Source organism: Calothrix sp. 336/3 (assembly GCF_000734895.2).
Lineage (GTDB): Bacteria > Cyanobacteriota > Cyanobacteriia > Cyanobacteriales > Nostocaceae > 336-3.
Map to the genome: position 1 here is coordinate 5,232,852 of NZ_CP011382.1, position 18,406 is coordinate 5,251,257.

An 18,406-nucleotide genomic window follows, 5' to 3' on the forward strand; every position below is an offset into this window, starting at 1 on the left:
ATTTCGAGTCAATTTTTAATGGACTTTGGATGTTAGACGGAATTTATAATCCCCGTTGGATCAGCTTTCTATCGATTTATCGAATGTATCCAAGCTCATCAAATTTACGTAAAGTAAAGATATTTTGAAGTATCTGTCATGAATTGCATACATCAGGAGAGATGAAAAATTTATTCTCCTCCTCCCTTGAAGGTTATACTATTTCACGAAATGCTTGATAAAAAATTATAGTCTCTCTAATTCTTTTACCCTACTCCTTAGTAGATTTCGTTCTTAATAATTTACCAAGAAATATCGAAAGACAAAAAACATTATTATATTCCTCTCCATAAAAGTTAAATTCTCTCTCAATGCATGATATATATTAATTTTTATGCTTAATTGTCTTGATTCCATATTCTTGTATAACTTGCGATAAAACTTGATAGTTACTAGCAAAAATAATTCCCATAGTTAGCTCTAAAAATTGAATCACTGTCAAATTATTTAATAGAATCGGAGTTGCAAGTATAATTATTAAGATTCCAATCCATACATAAATATTTTGAAAATAATGACTAATAAACTGATTTAGATATTTAACTCCTTGCATCATAAAAATAGAAGTAGCAAAACAGCCAATAATTATCAAATAAGCATTATTAATTGGCAGAGAGGGAAATATTATTTTTACAGAAATAAAATGAACATACAAAAATAAGAGTGAATTCTGACCCAACCAAACGATAAAATTTTGAGGATAGAGATATTTTGTGTATTTTCGCCAGGTATAAAATGTGAGAAATAAAATACCATAGGCACGCAAAAAATATACTGTAGATATCTGCCATTTTTCATCTACTAGGATGATATTTTCTGGGTAAAAATATAAAATACAGAGAAATATCGTCACTATAGCAATGCTAAAAACTAGATTCCAGTAATTTTTGATGTAGTAAGCAAATATCCCTGCAAAAAATAGAGAAATCCAGGGAAAGACAGGAAATGTTTTACCTGCGGCATTTCCGACAAAGAAAAAATGGGTTAAAAGAAAATTAGGGACTTTTATAACCTCTGTAAATAGGTAGTGAATAGCAAAAGTAATTATCGTTAGCAATAGATAAGATATTTTCTTGGGCTTCCAAAAATATTCGATTATACTAATTGTTATTACACCTATAGCAATGATTTGCAAAATATTGCAGTCAATTCTCTGTAGAATATTCATCTGGGGTTGCCAGATATGATTATAAGAAATACCCAGCAAACCTAAAAAACAATAGAATAGGATAATATGATGAATCTTCTTTTTTGTACTTTGAAAAGTCGCAGTTACCCCAGCAACAGCAAAAAATAAAACTGGTGCAAATCCAGATATTTGCTCTGAGATAAATAATATCTTACTGACGGGAATCATTTGCGAGTGAGCAATTAACATTAAAATGCAGGCAATTCCCTTAATCATATCTAAGGAATAATCTCTATTTTTCATACATGGAAATAATATCTATAGGAGTTAATTTTGCCCTCCCAATCTAGCAAAGGTAGGTAATTTGTCAAACCTGCGGAAATATATTGTGTTGATAATTGCCCCAACTCTGGCAGAATCATAATCATCTTCCATTGCCAGTTGCACCATAAACATGATTTCCCCCCGACAAATTGCTTTTTTAGCCCTAAGAGATATTCACAAGGGGGCTTTTGCTGATATAGCTTTAGATAGGGTTTTACAAAAAAATAGCTTGCATCATGATGGAAGCGCAGAAAGGATGAGCGATCGCCGTCTGGCAACAGAATTAGTTTACGGTTGCACCCGCAGACAACGCACCCTGGATAGCATTATTGATCAACTTGCCAAGAAACCATCCCACCAACAACCCAAAGATTTACGTACCATTCTCCACATCGGTTTATATCAACTCCGTTTTGCTGAACGTATTCCCCCCTCCGCAGCAGTCAATACCACCGTAGAATTAGCCAAGGAAAACGGTTTTTCTGGACTGACGGGTTTTGTCAATGGTTTACTGCGTCAATACCTCAGAACTGCTGACTCCCCATCTTTTCTCAGTCAAAACCTCGGTATTCGCCACAGTTTTCCCGATTGGATTATAGAGGTGTGGCAGGAACAATTTGGTGAGGAGGAAACGGAAAAACTCTGTATCTGGATGAACCAAACACCCAGTATTGATTTACGGATTAATCCCCTTCGCAGTTCCCTTACAGAAGTCGCCACAGCTTTAAAAACCGTCGGTGTGTCCTGTAAAACTCTCCCCCACCTACCCCAAGGATTACGCTTGCTATCTCACCCAGGAGCAATCCAAAAGCTACCAGGTTTTGATACAGGTTGGTGGACTGTACAAGATAGTAGCGCTCAATTAGTGGCTCATATCCTTGACCCCCAACCGGGGGAGGTAATAATTGATGCCTGTGCGGCACCGGGAGGTAAAACCACCCACATTGCAGAGTTGATGGGGGATAGGGGGAAAATTTGGGCTTGTGATGTCACTCCCTCCCGTCTGCGTAAACTCCAAGAAAATGCCCGTCGCTTGCACTTAGAATCAATTGACATCTGCACGGGTGATAGTCGAAACTTACCCCAATTTGCCCATACTGCTGACCGTGTATTACTTGATGCTCCTTGTTCTGGGTTAGGAACCTTACATCGTCATGCCGATGCGCGATGGCGACAAACACCAGAATCTGTACAAGAACTGGCTCAATTACAAACTGAACTGATTTCCCATACTTCTACTTTTGTCAAGCCTGGAGGTATGTTAGTTTACGCTACCTGTACCTTACATCCAGCAGAGAATATCCAGGTTGTGCAGAAATTTTTAACAACCCATCCTGATTGGCATATAGAACCAGTTGAGAATTTTATCGGAGAAATGTATTCTACATCACCAGGCTGGTTGCAAGTCAAACCCCAGGAGCAAGACATGGACGGCTTTTTCATGGTGCGCTTAAGAAAAGCCAATAATTAGGGATGAATACCATGAGTGGATGTAAGATTTCATGGAGGGCAGAATCAACCAGAGGAGGCAGTAGTCATGGCTAACTCTAATGTGAAAAACTTAGTAAAAATCCTGATTGGTGCGGCTTGGATTGATGGCAGAATACAGCCAGAAGAAAGGCAATATCTGCGTCAAATTGCCCAAGCAAAGGGTTTGTCTAGCGATCCAGAAATTAAACCTTGGCTGTATGAGCTAGTCCCTGTCAAGCCAACACAGTGTTATGACTGGGTGAAGGAGTATCTTGGTGAAGAACCGAGTACGGAAGATTGCCAGAACTTAATTCAAGCAATTAGCGGCTTAATATATAGTGATGGCGATGTCGGAATAGAAGAAGCAAGGTTATTAACGACTTTGCAAAATATATCTGACAATAGTGAGCCAGAACAAGCAAAGACGGGTAATTTATTGAAGCAAATTCAAAAGTTATACCGTCGCTGGGTGGAAATTCAAAATTGAATAATTTGCCGTGGGTTATTAATGCAAATTTTGCTTAAGATTCACGGCTATCTTTCCTGGCTTTGTTCTAGGTGGCAGGGATTTTGATATATCCCCATCTATTACCTTGTTTGATGGAAGCGAATCCTTCCCGAAAGGGTTTAGCCTGATCAAGGATGGGTTGAATCACAGTTTTTCCTGTTAAGTCGATATAACCCCAGGAATCAGCAACTTTGACAGCTGCTAAATTTTCACTAAAGGATTCTGCAATCACAAATTGTAAAGGAATCACCGTTTCACCCTTGGGATTTATATAACCCCACTGATGGTTTTTTACAGCTGCCAATCCCTGGGAAAATGCTTGAGCTTGTTCAAATTGTGGTTGAATGATAAATTTTCCTGTGGTGTCAATGTAGCCATAGGTTCCGTTCAATTTGACTACAGCTAATCCTGCAAAAAACAGATTTGCCTCGTCAAACTGCGGCTGAATCACCATTGCACCACTAGTATCAATATATCCATATTTGTCGAGAAATTTGACTACAGCTAATCCTTCCTGAAAAGAAGTGACTGCATCATAGGGGCAGCGAAAAACAGTTTCGCCGGACGTGTTAATGTATCTAGACTCATTACCAATTTTGACTAGGGCTAAAACTAAGGATGAGGGTTCAATATTACTTTGAATAAAAGGCTCGGCAGCATCAAATTGTAATTTACCGACTAGTTGCCCCGATGGATTAATGTAACCCCACTTAAAGCCCATTCTCACCCGCGCTAACCCTTGACTGTAGTCATCAACCCAATCGTAGGATAGTTGGCTGACTGTTTCTCCAGAAACATTGATGTAGCTGTAACTGACACCCAGGCGATCGCCAGTAAATCCCCGTGTCTTGATGGTGGTAGTCTCAAAAGCAACTGGTTGGGCATAATGGGAAGAACTGAGAGCTTGAGCTAACTCATCGTTATTTTCCCGTAAACCTTCGTAGAAAAATAATACTTCGCCTTTGATGCCGCGATCGCGATTATATTGGATTTTTTGTAATAATAATTGGGCAGAAATCCTGTAGGAACCGATTTTTAGTAAAATTCCTGGGGCTAGTAAGCTTTGTTGGTTGGGTGTAAATTGTTCCCGCAGTAGTCTATCGATTAAATCCTGATACTCTCTAAAGGTGCGGCGATAGAGTTGGGGGTGAATTAAATCTATCAATCCCCAATCTGTCCAAGTTTGGGAATCTTGGAGGTATTCATTTAAGCCCCAAGGATAGAGACTGGGTGAGGAGGAAATAATTAAATTGGGGTTGGTTTGAATGATTTCTCGGTAAAAGCGATTTAAGAAGTTAGTTAGGATATCTGCACGCCATTGCACCCATTGTTGTTCTTTGTGATTCTGGGGTGGATTTTGGTGAAATTGCTGGGTGTAGCGCTCCACTGTTTGAGCATCATAACCACCTTCCGATGGCAGAGCGGGCATTCGATCATCTCCCTGGATGCCTTGAATATCATATTTCTTCACTACTTCTAAGACCAGAGACAGAAAAAAATTCTGAACTTCGGTATCGAAGGCATTCATCCACTCAAAGTTATTTTTCTTGAGTAAATTACCACTAAAATCACGGGCAATCCATTGGGGTTTGTCTCTAAGAATATGCCCACCATTTTGATTGTAGGAACTGGCAAAGCCATATTCAAACCAGGGAATGACTGCTAAACCTACCCGTTTTGCCTCAATAATCAATTCTGCGAGGGGATCTCTACCAAGGAAACGGGGGTTAATTTCTACACCAAAATTGTCTTTCATAATTTGGCTAGGATAATTTGTATATCCGTTATTCCAAACGACGGGAAAGACGACATTAAAGCCATGTTGGGCGAGAAATTCCATGGCTGTGGCGATGTTTTGCTGGGAGGAGAGTACCTGGCTATCGGTTGTGGTGATCCAAACTCCTCGCGTTTCAGTCACTGTAGGGGGAATTCCAGCATTGAAAGGTAATTCTATCTGGCGTTGTGTTTTTATTAAGGCTAGTTGTTGTGACTGACTGGTAGCAAATGAGTTGGCACTGTGAAATTGCGGTGGAATGACTTCTTTCCCTGTATTATCTATGTAACCCCATTTCTCGCCAATTCTGACCCTTGCCCTACCTCCAGAAAAATTATCAGCATCATCAAATAGTAATTGGGTTGCTAGCTTGAGAGGTATATACTGTTGCTCAACTCCAAGGATATTTAATGCCTGACAAATAATTGCTACCACTTCTCCCCTAGTAATTGTCTGGTTGGGATTGAGAAGTTTCACCTGGGGATAGTTGACAACGAGGCTTTTTTCCGTGGCTGCTACCAATGCTCCCAGAGCATAATTGGGAATTTGCCCTGCGTCATCGTAAAATTGTGCCAGAAATTCCCTGGATAATTGAGTGGGAGTATATTTCAAGCCACTGACGATCGCCAAGAATACTTGCAGCCGCGAGATTAACCTATGGGGTTGGAAGGTTCTATCGGGATAGCCAGCAATAAATCCAGTTTGGTAAGCTTGGCGAATGACGTTGAAAGCCCAGAAGCGATTACCGACATCCTTAAAGGCGATCGCGGTGCGAATGGGTTGCAGTTTGGGAAAAGCTCTAGCCACAATGGCGGCAAATTCCCCACGGGTGACATAGGCATTTGGTCGAAATGTACCGTCGGGATAGCCATTAATTAAACCTAGCGATCGCAGTTGCAGAATCGATTTTTCTGCCCAATGGTTTTGAATATCGGTAAACACTCAAAATGAATTTTGAATTTTGAATTTTGAATTCTCCATAGGGAAATTAGTCCCATTCGGAGCGGAAGGAACTGACTCTTCGCTTTGCTTTGGGGCGAAAAGCTTTGTATCGAGAGCGTGATTTACGTCCTAGAAGTGGACTCTGTATATAGCTAGATAAAGCTGTAAAACCCACGGAAATAGCAGCACCAAAACCTAATAAATAGATGGCGGCAAAAATCCAGGGAAAATGAGGTTCATTACTACTGTCTGTGACAGCTTGTAAAAATACAATCATAAGTACACCTTTCTGTGGTATGCACCATGGCTTGGAGAATGGAGGTAGGGGAAAAGGGGAAACTTGAAAGCTAGTTTTTCCTGGACTTTTCCATCCTGAATATTTGGTAGATGGGTATTAGTTAAACTATGGGAAAAAAGTGATACACACATCCCCCAATAGGTTAAATATGGCACGAAGCAAGGGACAATGTTAGCTTGCCGGGATTGCCAATTTTCTTTTTTCCATTTCCATTTTCCCATGTTTAGTTCCCCTCACTGGATTGAGTTGGTCTGAGTCTTTCACGCCAAGAAGGTTTGCTAGGTGTAGAGTCAGAATTACTGTTACTGCGACGTGATGGGGCAGGTGTATCCGATTCTACCCGACGGCGGCGACGGGGTGTCTCAGATGTAGGTGATGATTCTTCGCTACTTTGGCGACGGCGGGAGCTTCTTCTCTCGCTTCTAGAAGTATTTTCTGAGTTGGTTTGATTTTCTTGGTTATAGCGTCGTCTGCGTCTGCGGGATGGGCGATCGCTATTATTGCTCTCATCGCTATTGTTATATTCCCCCCGTCGCCGACGGCGATTGCTACTTTCATCGTTGGATTCTTGCTCACTGTCACGACTGGGAATACTCCGATTGACTAAGCGTCTGGCTTTGATGGGTTCTGCCTTAATGCTACCTTTGCGTCCTTCCAGTTTTTCCGGACGAGCAGGGAATTTTTCTATGGGCATTCCCTCAACAGCAACTTTCATAAATTCATGCCAGGTATAAGCCGCAGTGCTACTACTACCCCAGGTAGGTTTGTTGTTATCGTTACCTAACCACACCCCTGTGACTAATTGGGGAATAAAGCCAATAAACCATAAATCGCGGGCTTCGTCCGTGGTTCCTGTTTTGCCGGCAACTTGACGGTTATTTAATTGGGCAGCTTGCCCTGTACCAGCATTGACGACATTGCGCATCATCCAAGTCATGATGGCATTGCTTTCAGCATCGAGAGCCACCTTGGGCTGAAAATTGGCTGTCCAGATAACTTTGCCCTGACGATTGAGGATACGAGTGATACCGTGGGGTTCTACGTGTAAGCCTTGGTTAGCGAATGTACCGTAGGCACTAGTAATTTCTAGGAGATTGACTTCATTAGAACCAAGCGCCAGGGAATACATTGGCTTGAGTTCTGACTTAATACCCATGGCGTGGGCAAGGTTAATTGTCGGTTGAAAACCTACCCTCATGATGATGCGGACAGCGACGATATTCACTGATTTTGTCAGAGCATCGCGCATATTTATCCAACCGCGATATCCTTCATCAAAGTTTTTCGGTTCGTAGCCATCAACGATCAGGGGTGAATCCTGAAAACTATCATAGGGGCTGATGCCAGTGGCGATCGCCGCCGCATAGACAAACCCTTTAAAAGTCGATCCGGGTTGCCGTTGGGCTTGGGTGACGCGATTAAACTGAGTATTATTAAAATCTTTTCCCCCTACCATTGCCTTGATTTGCCCATTGCGGGGATCGATGGCAACTAGGGCAGCTTCCTTAAAGTTTTCCCAACGCCCTTGGTTCTTCAAGGTTTTGCTGACGGCTTTTTCTGCCGCTCTTTGCCAATCTAAATTGAGACTGGTTTCTACTGTCAATCCCCCCTGTTTCAAGGCTTCTGGGGGCACATATTTCGGTAATTCTTTCTGTACATAACTGATAAAGTATGGTGCTTCCACTTGCCAGCGTTTGGGGGGACTGGCTTTGAGGGTGATTGCCTCATTGGTGGCGCTCTCCTTCTCGCTGGGGGTAATAATCTTGTCTTCCAACATTCTCTGAAGTACAAGATTTCGCCTCTGTTGGGTTAATTCCAGGTTCACAACGGGGGAAAAGCGGTTGGGTGCAGGGGGTAGGGCGGCGATCGTTGCCATTTCACTCAAGGTGAGTTGGTCTACGGTCTTGCTGAAGTATACCTGAGCCGCATCTGCCACACCATAGGCTCCCGAACCCAAATATACCAAGTTTAAATACCGTTCCAGAATTTCATCCTTGGTCAGTACCTGTTCCATTTTCTGCGCCAGTCGTGCTTCTTTCAACTTGCGCCAAACGGTTTTTTCCTGCTTCAGAAACAGGATACGAGATAGCTGCTGGGTGATGCTACTTCCACCTTCCACCACATCCTTGGAGCGCAGGTTATTCACCACCGCTCTGACTACACCCTGGTAATCTACCCCATCATGGTTGGCAAATCTTCTATCTTCCGAGGCAATAAAAGCCTGTCTGAGCTTTTCGGGAATTTCTTCTAGCTTTAACTGTTCCCTAGTCGCTTCCCCTTGTTGCTGAATAATTGTGCCATCTGCTGCCTGAATTGTCAGGGTTTGCTCCCGAACAACCGCACTCAATTCTGCCCGATCTGGTAAGGACTTATCAATTGTCCAGATACCATAGGAAGTCGCGATCGCCCCTCCTCCCAGAGTGATTCCTGCCCAAAACCAGTAACGGCGGTAAAGGGGTTTCCCCCTACCAGGCAATTTGTCGAGAATCGCCGACGAGACAGTTTGTAAACGGTGAAGCACCTGTTTGCCCTTCACCAACACAGGGGGTGGTGAACTTTCAGGGGGGTTGTTTGATGCTGGGTTTTGTTCCTGATCGCCCTCTGGCGATGCTGGTTTTTCGATATCAGAGCCACTCACCTTGGTTATCTGTCCCTTTAGCCAGGAAGTTAAGCCACGTCAGTTCTTGATAGCAGTTCTAGGATGACAGCAGATTTTGACTTCATTAAGGTGCAGAAATACCCCACCAACCTTACCAAGCAGTATCCAGAGCTTGTTAAAGGGGGGAAGGTAATCTAGAAGAAACTACTCCCTGTCTAGGGGGAGGGTTGCACCTTAGATATTTGCAAAACACTGTAACTGCTATGGTTCAAGATTTCTGAATTAGCCTACTATGTTTGTGTTAGTATAATATCCTATAAATCTGGAAAAAAAAATCCGCAAATACATGACAATTTTTCCCTATTTACTAAAAAAGTTTGGCAAATATTTGTAAATAGAAAAATAGTAAATCTTGCATATTACTTATAATTGTGATAGCAAACAAATATTGGGAATATTTGCGCCGAAATTTAGGAAGAGCATGAGTATTGGAAAGAGTTCCAGGTTTCAGAGTGCCATTGCTCTTGGTAGTAATCTCGGCAATTCTCTGGAGATTTTGGAAGCAGCAATTATCAGATTAACTCAGATTCCTGGGATAAATCTCCTGGCTCAATCTAGTTGGTATAAAACTAAAGCTGTCGGTCCACCGCAACCAGATTATCTCAATGGTTGTGCCATTTTAGAAGTAGAGATAGAACCCCAGGTATTATTAATAACTTTATTGCAAATAGAAGCAGAGTTTGGTCGAATACGTCGAGAACGTTGGGGAGCGCGAACCTTAGATTTAGATATTTTGCTGTATGCTGACTTGATTTTAGACAGTTCTAATCTGCAAATACCCCACCCTCGTATGGGCGATCGCGCTTTTGTTTTAGTTCCCCTGGCAGAAATTGCCCCCGATTGGATCGAACCAGTTTCCGGACGGCGGATAAAACAGCTGCTTCTAGATGTAGACTGTTCTGAAGTAAACCCATTTCAGGGCAAATAATTTAACTACAGATAAACTGACTAACCAGATGAAATCCAATCCTCTGTAAGAGTTTATCTGTGTGTTTTTAGACAAATACACGAAACTATGCCACTAGGTAGAGAATTACCACAGCTCTTAAAGCAACGCTTATTCTATAAAGGGCGCAAGTTCGATTTTGAAGTTAACCGTCTGCGTTTACCGAATCAAGCAGAAGGAGAATGGGAGTGCATTCGACACCCCGGAGGAGCCTTAGCTATTCCCGTTACTGCTGAGGGTAAACTGATACTTGTACGTCAGTACCGTTTTGCTGTCGGTGGGAGGTTACTAGAATTTCCAGCCGGTACAGTGGAAGTAAGTGAAGATCCCCTGGCAACAGTCACCAGAGAAATCCAAGAGGAAACCGGTTATAGTGCGGCAACATGGCAAAAACTTGGAGAATTTTTCCTGGCTCCTGGCTATTCCGATGAGATTATCTATGCTTACATGGCAACGGATTTACAAAAGCTGGAAAAACCACCCAATCAAGACGAAGACGAAGATATTGAAATTGTCTTTTACACCCCAGAGCAGCTAGAGCAAGCGATTATGGCAGGGGAACCAGTAGATGCAAAATCAATTTCTAGCTTTTTCCTAGCTCGTCCACTGTTAATGTAGCAGTAGGGAGAAACCCCCGAAACCATGAAGAAAGCGGGTTTCTCTCACAGTTAAGGAGCTTCCAAATAAAAAATAAGCAATGGTAGTGTAGGCGGGGGAGTAGGGAGAACCAGAAAAATCCAAAAAATCAAATCTGAATAAATATTTGGATAACTTGTTTTCTGAAAGTCCCTAAACAAAAATTATCAGTTTCCCTTCAATGGTATGGGATTGAGAGTCATATTTCCCCCTGCTGAGCTATTTCTTCCCCCAATTCATGCATAGCCGCATTTTTATATCGGTGAAAATGTTTGCGGAGTTTCTGTTGGTTGAGTTGTGGCTTCTGGTGTGGGCGTTGTTGTGGTTTCTGGTGTTGCTTCCGTTGGGGTAGGGACTGCCGTCGGTTGGGGTTTAGGAGTCACAACACGCTGTCTTCGGGGAATTCTGGGACGTTGAATTTGTACCTGTTGTTTTGGTAAATTATCAAACTCAACTTCGATAGGTGGCATCATTGGAGGTGGTGCAGCATTATCCGGGGAAACCGTAGGCGACGGTATTTTGGCAGGAACCGGAGTATTTACCTTTTTTGGTGTTACTACTGTTGGTGTGGTTTGCTTGGTTTCCTGGCTTTGCTGTTGAGGTTGAATATTTGTGGGAGCTGTCTGTTGTTTAGTCAATTTTTGCCAGTTGAAACCTGCGATCGCCGCTGCGGAGGTAATTAATCCAGCACTGATTAAGGCGATGGTAGCTATGGGAGAATTTTGCTTGACGGGTTGTTCCTTTCCAGGGGAATCATCAATAGTAATATTTAGTCGTGTGAGCAATTCTGGGGATGTAGCTGGTTTTGCTGGTGGATTTATCGGGTTATGGGTTGGTGGGGGTTCTGGGGTGTGAGGTGCTACTTTTGGCGGTTCTAGGAATTGTAAATTATGGGTGGTGGTGGCGATCGCGGATGCTTCACCCAGATGTTCACGAATTTGCTGTGCTTGGTTCAGGTATTTTGTGGCTGTATCTTTATCTCCTAAGCAGAGAGCGCGGGTTCCCAGTTGATGAAGTACCCATGCTTCTACTGTTTGATTTTGCACTGCTTGGGATGCTTGGAGTCCCCTGGTGAGAATATGCTCCCATAAACCCCAATATCTATTGAGGGCGATCGCCGTGTCTATACTGCTGACTAGGGATAAAACTTCCTGCCAGTGACTAGCGCGCACATTCACTTCTATGATTTGGGCGATCGCTGTGATCTGTGGAGATAGAATTTCTGGTTTTTGGGCGTATTTCTCTGACCAATGCGTGAAATACCGATTTATCAATTCTAGGGTATCTGCTAATTCCCAAGGTAAAGGTAAGAATTCTAGGGTTTCTGGGTGTAGACGATAAACTTCACCGTCTAACTCGACAAGATGGCGTTGGTGTAATTCTGATAATATTTTGCCTGCGGCTAACTGCTTGGTAAGAGTGATTGCCTGCTCTGGCGTAATCCCAACTTTTCCCATGACTATCAAGATTTCTAAGACTGTGCGCGATAATCCTGATAGAGATGTGAAAATATGGCGAATCAAGTATTTGTCTGTGGCAGAATTGGGCAATTGACTAACTAATTCTGCTAGCGTCCATCCTTCTGTCACCATCGTGGCGATCGCTATACGTAAATAGGTGGGATTACGCTGGCAAAGTTCACATAAAGATTTGGCAGCAGGGATTTCTGCTGTAGTCAGGGGACGTTGCAATTCACTTTCAACTACAGTTAAGGCATCTGCTAAGGGTAAACAACTATAGTTTAAGGTTTTTCTGGTTGTTCCTATTTTGCCTATTTTGCCAGTGGAGACTAGGATAAATTTACATTGACTAATAACAGCTATTAATTCTGAGATTTCCCATTCCCCTATTTCCTGTTTGTCAAGAATGATTAATGCTTGTTTGCCTTGAATTTTGGGGAAAATTTCTTTATCTGTTGCTTTATAGGGAATATCTAAAGTATAAAAAGATTCTAGCAAGACCTGAAGCATATCGCTGACACTACCTAGCCCTGGGGGTAAGGCAATAATTCCATCAGGGAATGCTCTCATAAATATTGATTCTTGTAATAAATAATACTGTAGTATGCGTTTACTCAAACTAAATGGAGTAATAATTTCCACTATTTTGTCTGTTGTTAAAGTAGCTACAGCTTGTTGAATAATTTCCGCATAATTAACTAGGTTGTTTTCCTGGGGTGGAGTCAGTGGTGCAGTGGAGTGGGATGGATTGCTAGCTAATTCATCAGGTGATAAAGCTACGCTTCGCTGACGCGATCGCCAATTAATTACTTGATTCGTAGTAGCTAAATTTACTCTTGCTCCATGACTAGGGGTGAATTCTATGGCATAGTTGCCAACATGAACGTGATTTTTCATATAGTCATTAGGTATAGATAGATTTTCCAGGCAATGGTGTTAATACTTGCCCTGATATTAGTATTCTTACTTCTTTAAACAAAAAACGGGTGATATGCATATCACCCGTTTTATTTACTCTATGCTACAGAAAAATTTACGCATTGAGGATGAATTTACACAACTTTTACAGAATAGACTCCTCACAACTGGGAAATTTACTGATTTTGCCTAGCTACACCCCTTTGCAATTCCTAATCAAACCGAAGTTGTCCTCTGGAATCTCTATTGTCCATCCAGACTAATTTTGACAACAGGGTTTTTGGTATTTTCTGCTTTGGGTAGAACTAATTGCAAAATACCATTTTTGAATTCCGCTTCCACCTTGTCGTTGACAATGGGAACGGGTAAAGGAATTGTTCTTTGAAATTTACCATAACGGAATTCCGAGCGAAAATAACCCCGTTCTTCGGTTTTGTTTTCATAATGAGTTTCGCCAGAAATAGAAACTGCATCTTTCGCAACTTGAATATCTAAATCTTTGGCTTCAACTCCAGGAATTTCTGCACGCAAAACGATATTTTCTGGGTTATCTGCTAACTCAATGGCGGGAGTCCAATTTGAGGTTAAATCTCGACTTATACTGGTGAAATCTCCAAGGATTCTATCCATTTGCCGTCTGAGATTTTCCATTTCATGGAATGGTTGCCAATGTACTAATGTCATAACCTGTAAACCTCCTAGAAAACAGTAATCCTACTGAATCGAGAGATTAATCTAGTTTGCTTGTCTGGCTAACTGGGCAGGAATTTATGATATCTGCCTTTGTTTTCATCATCTCTCCGAGAATATAATTGGTGAGTTGGGTTAACCCTACTAATAAAAGTAGTAGTTACCAGACATATTTGGGGTAGAGAAAAGGAATACATCTCCTATGAATAGCTATTAGCTGATAGCTGAATATCGAGAAAATATCATTTTTTGAGCATTTTTTGTAATTGTTTCAAAGTTTGATAGATTTCTGGTAAGCGGTTCAAGATTGCTGAGATTTTCAGATAGTCTTTATGGGGGATAGCAGGAGTTCCAGAGACAATTTCCCCTGGAGCTACATTATTATGTACACCAGCTTTCGCAGAGGCGATCGCCCCATCACCGATTTTCACTTGATTGGCAATTCCTGACTGTCCTGCTAATATAACTCGCTTACCAATTTTGACTCCTCCTGCCATCCCTGATTGTCCTGCCAATGCACAACCTGAACCAATTTGACAACCGTGTCCAATCTGTACCAAATTATCAATAATTGTATTTTTGCCGACTCTGGTTTCCCCCACGGCTGGACGATCAATGGCACTATTACAGCCAACAACAACTCCATCTTCTAGAACCGTATAGCCAGACTGTTGCATTTTCAACCAGCCGGTGGCGGTAGGAACAAAGCCAAAACCTTCTGCACCAATCACCGCACCGCTATGTATTTCACAGTCAGCACCAATACGGCTACGTTCATGGATGGTACAGTTAGCATGAAGAATTGTGCGATCGCCAATTGTCACTTCTGGGTAAACCACAACATTGGGATGAATACAAACTCCATCCCCAATTACTACTCCCTGCTGAATGACGACATGGGCACCTATATAAACATGATTACCGATGTTCGCACTCGGATGAATTACTGCCGTCGGATGAATTTCTGGTGTCGGTTGCCAAGGTTGATAGAAACAAGCAAGAATCTGGGCAAATAATAATTTGGGATCCCTAGTTGCAATCCAAGCAATACCACGGGAAGTTGCTTGTTCCTGCATCGCAGCATCTTGAGGGAGAATTAATGCACTGGCAGCAGTTGTGGCAATAGACTGAGAAAATTTTGCCCCTTCAATGTAGCTGAGGGTCTGATTACTAGCTTCATCAACTGCCGCCACCCCAAGAATTTCTGGATCATCTTCCGGGTTCCCTAGCAGGCTATGATTAATATTTGCAACATCTCCAAGTTGAGCAATAATTTCGCTAAATTTCATTTTTGTCACACCAATTTAAGATTTGAGATTGCTTCCCACAGCAAAGCTTCGGGTTGAGTCTTTCAAAGTTAAAGATAGATTTAGTCACTCAGCCTTAAGCCTGGGTAGGGTGAATATAGCTAAAATCTCCAAGCCATCGCCTGAACTAACTGCTTGAAACTCAAGACTCAGAGTCCCAAGCAGATAATCAGTTGATTGTACTGAGAAGTGAATAATTCGATAACTGATGACCGTTGAATAAATCTACCCATACCATTAAGAAATTATTAGCTAAAATCAAGGCAAAATAATTTTTTGCTTTTGCTGATTGAGAAAATCAGTTCAGGATAAAGGGGGATTCTAACCCTGGCTGTTTTGCCCTCAGTCTTGCCCTGGCTCTCAGTGTAAACATTGAATTTTACAGATTTGTGTTAGGGTATCTATGGAAGATTAAATTCGGTTTTGCAGTTTGTTTTTATCTATACCTACATTACAGACTTCTCCGGATCTAAATCTCTACAATGTCAATTCTGGAGATGTTCTATGTCAATATATGTCGGCAACCTGTCCTACGAGGTTGAGCAAGATGACCTCAAACGGGTATTCGCAGAATACGGAACCGTTAAAAGTGTACAGTTGCCCGTAGACCGTGAAACAGGTCGTGTGCGAGGATTTGCTTTTGTAGAAATGTCTTCCGAAGCTGAAGAAACTGCTGCAATTGAAGCTCTGGACTCTGCGGAGTGGATGGGACGTAACTTGAAGGTGAATAAGGCTAGACCAAAAACCGATGGTGGTTCCTTTGGTGGCGGTGGTAGACGGGGAAATAATGGTGGAGGATATTCCCGGCGCTACTAAAGTTACAAACAACATAATTCATAATTTTCAGTCTCTTGGGCAGACAAAGAGTCTGCCCTTTTTTCATCTTGACTGAATTGTTTCGATTTAATCAGTTGTCAAATGTCAAATTAATTTAACGGGGGAAAAAGAATGACCCAAATAGTAGTAGGCGAAAATGAAGGAATTGATTCAGCTTTACGTCGGTTTAAGCGGGAGGTTTCTAAAGCGGGGATTATGCCCGACATCAAGAAACATCGCCACTTTGAAACTCCTTTAGAAAAACATAAGCGTAAAGCTAAGGCAGTTGCCAACTCCAAGCGGTTTAAGAAGCGTTTTCGCCGCTAGGGTTTGAGTCATTCCTTCAGTAGTAAGTAAAATAATCTGCCATTGCCCCCTGTAACTCCAGCGCGATCACCTGCGAGTTTCCCCGTACCCATAAAGTAGTCAACCCTACCGGGTCCTTTGATAGCACTACCTGTATCTTGATCCAGAACAAAACGGTTGACCAGGCGATAGGAAAGTTTTCCTTTACCTGCGGGGTAAGGAAGGCGGGTATTAACTAATGCTAAAGCACCTGGTGGCATGAGAGATTTATCGGTGGCAATGGAACGTTCGGGAGTGACGGGTACGTTAATACTGCCAGTGGCGGGTCTATCTCGAGTTTCTTTGAAGAAGACAAATCTTTCCCACCGAGGCAGGTAATTATTCATTTCTACCGGATTTTTACGGAAGAAATTCAAAACTTTGGGCATGGTTAAACTATTACTAGCTAATTTGCCATCTTTAAGTAATTCCCTACCAATACTAGTCCAGGGGTATTCCGTAGCACCTGCATATCCAATAGCGGTTCTTTTACCATCGGGTAATTGAATCTGGGCAGAACCCTGGATATGTACCATATAAGCATCCAGGCGATCGCGGAACCACAGCAGTTCTAAACCATGTAAGGGGCTTTTTTCACCCAATAAAGCATCTTCACCCTCTAAATCAATGCGTTTGGGGTGGGGTTTAGCCCATTTTTCAAAGTCAGGGGGAAGACGGTAAAGGGGATATTTATATACGGAGGTGCGGCTACGACTAGCTGTATAAACAGGTTCGTAGTAGGCAGTATATTTAACAGTTCCTTTCCCATCGTTACCCACTGACTGATAGAAGGCAAACTCCCGTTTCACAGCTTTTTGTAGTTGAGCGGGTGATTTAGATTGGACAACTAATTGTCGGAATCTCGTTAAACTCCGACGTACCCGTTCTAGGGTAATTTCGGGAAGAGGATAATTTTGATAGATTCTGGCTGCCCTGTCGGTTTTTAGGTAACGTAAACTATTGTCTATTGATGTCAATAGCGCTCGGCGATCGCCTTTTTTGTTCTTACCACCCCAAAGTTGCTCATCCCAAGCCAAGCATGCGGAAGCAGGCGTACAATTTGTATCTATTTCGACGAGTTTGAGTGGTGGTATTTGGGGTTTCTCTGGTACCGGCTCTGGTAAAGTGGAAGGAAGAGGCATCGGTACAGAAATTGGTACCTGAGCAGACAAAATCGGGTGGAAAAGAGCAATTCCTAAACCAAAAGAGACTAAAGCCAGTATTTTTTTCATTGTTTACGTAAATCTTTCGACACTAGATGTATAAATAGGTTCCACCCGAATAGCGACAATTCGTGATGGACGAACAACCATGTATTCACCCTGAATATTTTTAATCGGCACATTAATAAAATCTGCGGAAGCAGACTTAGGTATAAGTTCACCACTGTACCACTTCTGAAACTCTTGAATTGTGGGGAAGCGTACCTCTTCCCTATGTCCACTTTCCATCATCAGGTATACTGCGTATTCATTCGGAGTTCTAGCCATAATATTTACTCATTCCAAACACATCCCACCCATTTTGAACTACGCAATACCAGAATGGGAAGGGTGAGAGTACAGAAGAGTCGGGAGTAATGTTTCCCGATTTCCTTCTATTAATGGATTTGGAACCATGTAGGATGACTGAAAATTTTCAGTCAACAGTTCCCGAAGTTTCTGGTAATTTTTCTATTGTCAGGTAAGATTTTAGTAATATAATTAAACACTTGTAAGAATTAGGTTTTTTGCTGTTTATGGGCGAAAAATCCAGTTTTTCGTGGGCAGTATCTCACCTTGAAGTGTCCTCAGGGTGGAGGCAGCATTACAATGGGTAATATCGTCATGAGGAAAGAGTAAGAATGACCCAAGTGGTTTTAGGTGAAAATGAAGGCATCGATTCAGCTCTGCGTCGCTTTAAACGTCAAGTGTCTAAAGCTGGCATTTTAGCTGACGTAAAGTATCATCGGCATTTTGAAACACCTTTGGAAAAGCGTAAACGCAAAGCGGTTGCAGCTAGACGCAAACGCCGTTTTAAATAAAACAATAAATGCTGAAATGGCTTAAAACTTGAGTTTAAGCCAACAAAATGCCTCTATTCTGATATAAATATACGATCAGCTATCAAACACCCCTCTATGGGGTGTGCTGATGATAGCAAACA

The 18,406-nt window shown here is 42.1% G+C and carries 17 protein-coding genes; 7 read left to right on the forward strand and 10 right to left on the reverse strand.

What is annotated here, in order from left to right:
- Nucleotides 1-364: 364 nt before the first annotated feature.
- On the reverse strand, nucleotides 365-1,471 hold the full coding sequence (locus IJ00_RS21825; RefSeq protein WP_035156679.1) for a heparan-alpha-glucosaminide N-acetyltransferase domain-containing protein: 1,107 nt from the start codon (nucleotides 1,469-1,471) through the stop codon (nucleotides 365-367).
- A gap of 24 nt (nucleotides 1,472-1,495) precedes the next feature.
- Nucleotides 1,496-1,624: a hypothetical protein gene (locus IJ00_RS30015; RefSeq protein WP_256388826.1), complete on the reverse strand. Its 129-nt coding sequence runs from the start codon at nucleotides 1,622-1,624 to the stop codon at nucleotides 1,496-1,498.
- Here IJ00_RS30015 and IJ00_RS21830 point away from each other — a divergent pair.
- Nucleotides 1,623-2,963 carry a 16S rRNA (cytosine(967)-C(5))-methyltransferase gene (locus tag IJ00_RS21830; protein ID WP_035156681.1) on the forward strand — a complete coding sequence of 447 codons (1,341 nt, stop codon included), beginning with the start codon at nucleotides 1,623-1,625 and terminating at the stop codon, nucleotides 2,961-2,963. The two genes, IJ00_RS30015 and IJ00_RS21830, sit on opposite strands and share 2 nt — an antisense overlap.
- A 66-nt stretch (nucleotides 2,964-3,029) precedes the next feature.
- Nucleotides 3,030-3,449, forward strand: a complete 420-nt coding sequence (locus IJ00_RS21835) for a TerB family tellurite resistance protein (protein ID WP_035159459.1) — start codon at nucleotides 3,030-3,032, stop codon at nucleotides 3,447-3,449.
- A gap of 67 nt (nucleotides 3,450-3,516) precedes the next feature.
- Here IJ00_RS21835 and IJ00_RS21840 read toward each other — a convergent pair whose 3' ends face one another.
- The 3 genes from IJ00_RS21840 to IJ00_RS21855 form a co-directional block, all read right to left on the reverse strand.
- Nucleotides 3,517-6,186, reverse strand: coding sequence for a WG repeat-containing protein (locus tag IJ00_RS21840; protein ID WP_035156682.1), 2,670 nt, complete (start codon nucleotides 6,184-6,186; stop codon nucleotides 3,517-3,519).
- A 46-nt stretch (nucleotides 6,187-6,232) separates the two neighbouring features.
- Nucleotides 6,233-6,463, reverse strand: coding sequence for a hypothetical protein (locus IJ00_RS21845; RefSeq protein ID WP_035156684.1), 231 nt, complete (start codon nucleotides 6,461-6,463; stop codon nucleotides 6,233-6,235).
- A gap of 244 nt (nucleotides 6,464-6,707) precedes the next feature.
- A complete protein-coding gene (locus tag IJ00_RS21855) occupies nucleotides 6,708-9,122 on the reverse strand; it encodes a transglycosylase domain-containing protein (protein WP_238178378.1) in 2,415 nt (804 codons plus the stop codon).
- Between the two features lie 442 nt (nucleotides 9,123-9,564).
- On the opposite strand from IJ00_RS21855, the gene folK reads away from it, so the two are divergent.
- Both folK and IJ00_RS21865 read left to right on the forward strand, forming a co-directional pair.
- Nucleotides 9,565-10,071, forward strand: a complete 507-nt coding sequence (gene folK / locus IJ00_RS21860; protein WP_035156692.1) for a 2-amino-4-hydroxy-6-hydroxymethyldihydropteridine diphosphokinase — start codon at nucleotides 9,565-9,567, stop codon at nucleotides 10,069-10,071.
- 87 nt (nucleotides 10,072-10,158) lie between these two features.
- Nucleotides 10,159-10,707 carry an NUDIX hydrolase gene (locus tag IJ00_RS21865; RefSeq protein WP_035156695.1) on the forward strand — a complete coding sequence of 183 codons (549 nt, stop codon included), beginning with the start codon at nucleotides 10,159-10,161 and terminating at the stop codon, nucleotides 10,705-10,707.
- Between the two features lie 272 nt (nucleotides 10,708-10,979).
- Here IJ00_RS21865 and IJ00_RS21870 read toward each other — a convergent pair whose 3' ends face one another.
- The 3 genes from IJ00_RS21870 to lpxD all read right to left on the reverse strand — a co-directional run bounded on the left by IJ00_RS21870 (nucleotide 10,980) and on the right by lpxD (nucleotide 15,082).
- Entirely contained in the window at nucleotides 10,980-13,082 is a 2,103-nt protein-coding gene (locus IJ00_RS21870; RefSeq protein ID WP_035156696.1) for a hypothetical protein, read from the reverse strand.
- Nucleotides 13,083-13,346: 264 nt separating this feature from the next.
- Entirely contained in the window at nucleotides 13,347-13,787 is a 441-nt protein-coding gene (locus IJ00_RS21875) for an Hsp20/alpha crystallin family protein (RefSeq protein WP_035156698.1), read from the reverse strand.
- Between the two features lie 248 nt (nucleotides 13,788-14,035).
- A complete protein-coding gene (gene lpxD, locus IJ00_RS21880; protein WP_035156701.1) occupies nucleotides 14,036-15,082 on the reverse strand; it encodes a UDP-3-O-(3-hydroxymyristoyl)glucosamine N-acyltransferase in 1,047 nt (348 codons plus the stop codon).
- Between the two features lie 522 nt (nucleotides 15,083-15,604).
- Between lpxD and IJ00_RS21885 the strand changes: the two genes are divergently transcribed.
- Both IJ00_RS21885 and rpsU (IJ00_RS21890) read left to right on the forward strand, forming a co-directional pair.
- Nucleotides 15,605-15,916 (forward strand): RNA-binding protein RbpA, encoded by a 312-nt coding sequence (locus IJ00_RS21885; RefSeq protein WP_035156704.1) that lies wholly within the window; start codon nucleotides 15,605-15,607, stop codon nucleotides 15,914-15,916.
- A gap of 132 nt (nucleotides 15,917-16,048) precedes the next feature.
- Complete coding sequence (rpsU, locus tag IJ00_RS21890) at nucleotides 16,049-16,243, forward strand: 30S ribosomal protein S21 (RefSeq protein ID WP_035156706.1); 195 nt, start codon at nucleotides 16,049-16,051, stop codon at nucleotides 16,241-16,243.
- An 8-nt stretch (nucleotides 16,244-16,251) separates the two neighbouring features.
- On the opposite strand, the gene IJ00_RS21895 is transcribed toward rpsU (IJ00_RS21890), so the two are convergent.
- Both IJ00_RS21895 and IJ00_RS21900 read right to left on the reverse strand, forming a co-directional pair.
- Nucleotides 16,252-17,493, reverse strand: a complete 1,242-nt coding sequence (locus tag IJ00_RS21895) for a murein transglycosylase A (RefSeq protein ID WP_035156709.1) — start codon at nucleotides 17,491-17,493, stop codon at nucleotides 16,252-16,254.
- Between the two features lie 3 nt (nucleotides 17,494-17,496).
- A complete protein-coding gene (locus tag IJ00_RS21900; RefSeq protein ID WP_035156712.1) occupies nucleotides 17,497-17,751 on the reverse strand; it encodes a hypothetical protein in 255 nt (84 codons plus the stop codon).
- Nucleotides 17,752-18,104: 353 nt separating this feature from the next.
- On the opposite strand from IJ00_RS21900, the gene rpsU (IJ00_RS21905) reads away from it, so the two are divergent.
- Nucleotides 18,105-18,284 (forward strand): 30S ribosomal protein S21, encoded by a 180-nt coding sequence (gene rpsU / locus IJ00_RS21905; RefSeq protein WP_008226419.1) that lies wholly within the window; start codon nucleotides 18,105-18,107, stop codon nucleotides 18,282-18,284.
- The last annotated feature ends 122 nt before the right edge of the window (nucleotides 18,285-18,406 follow it).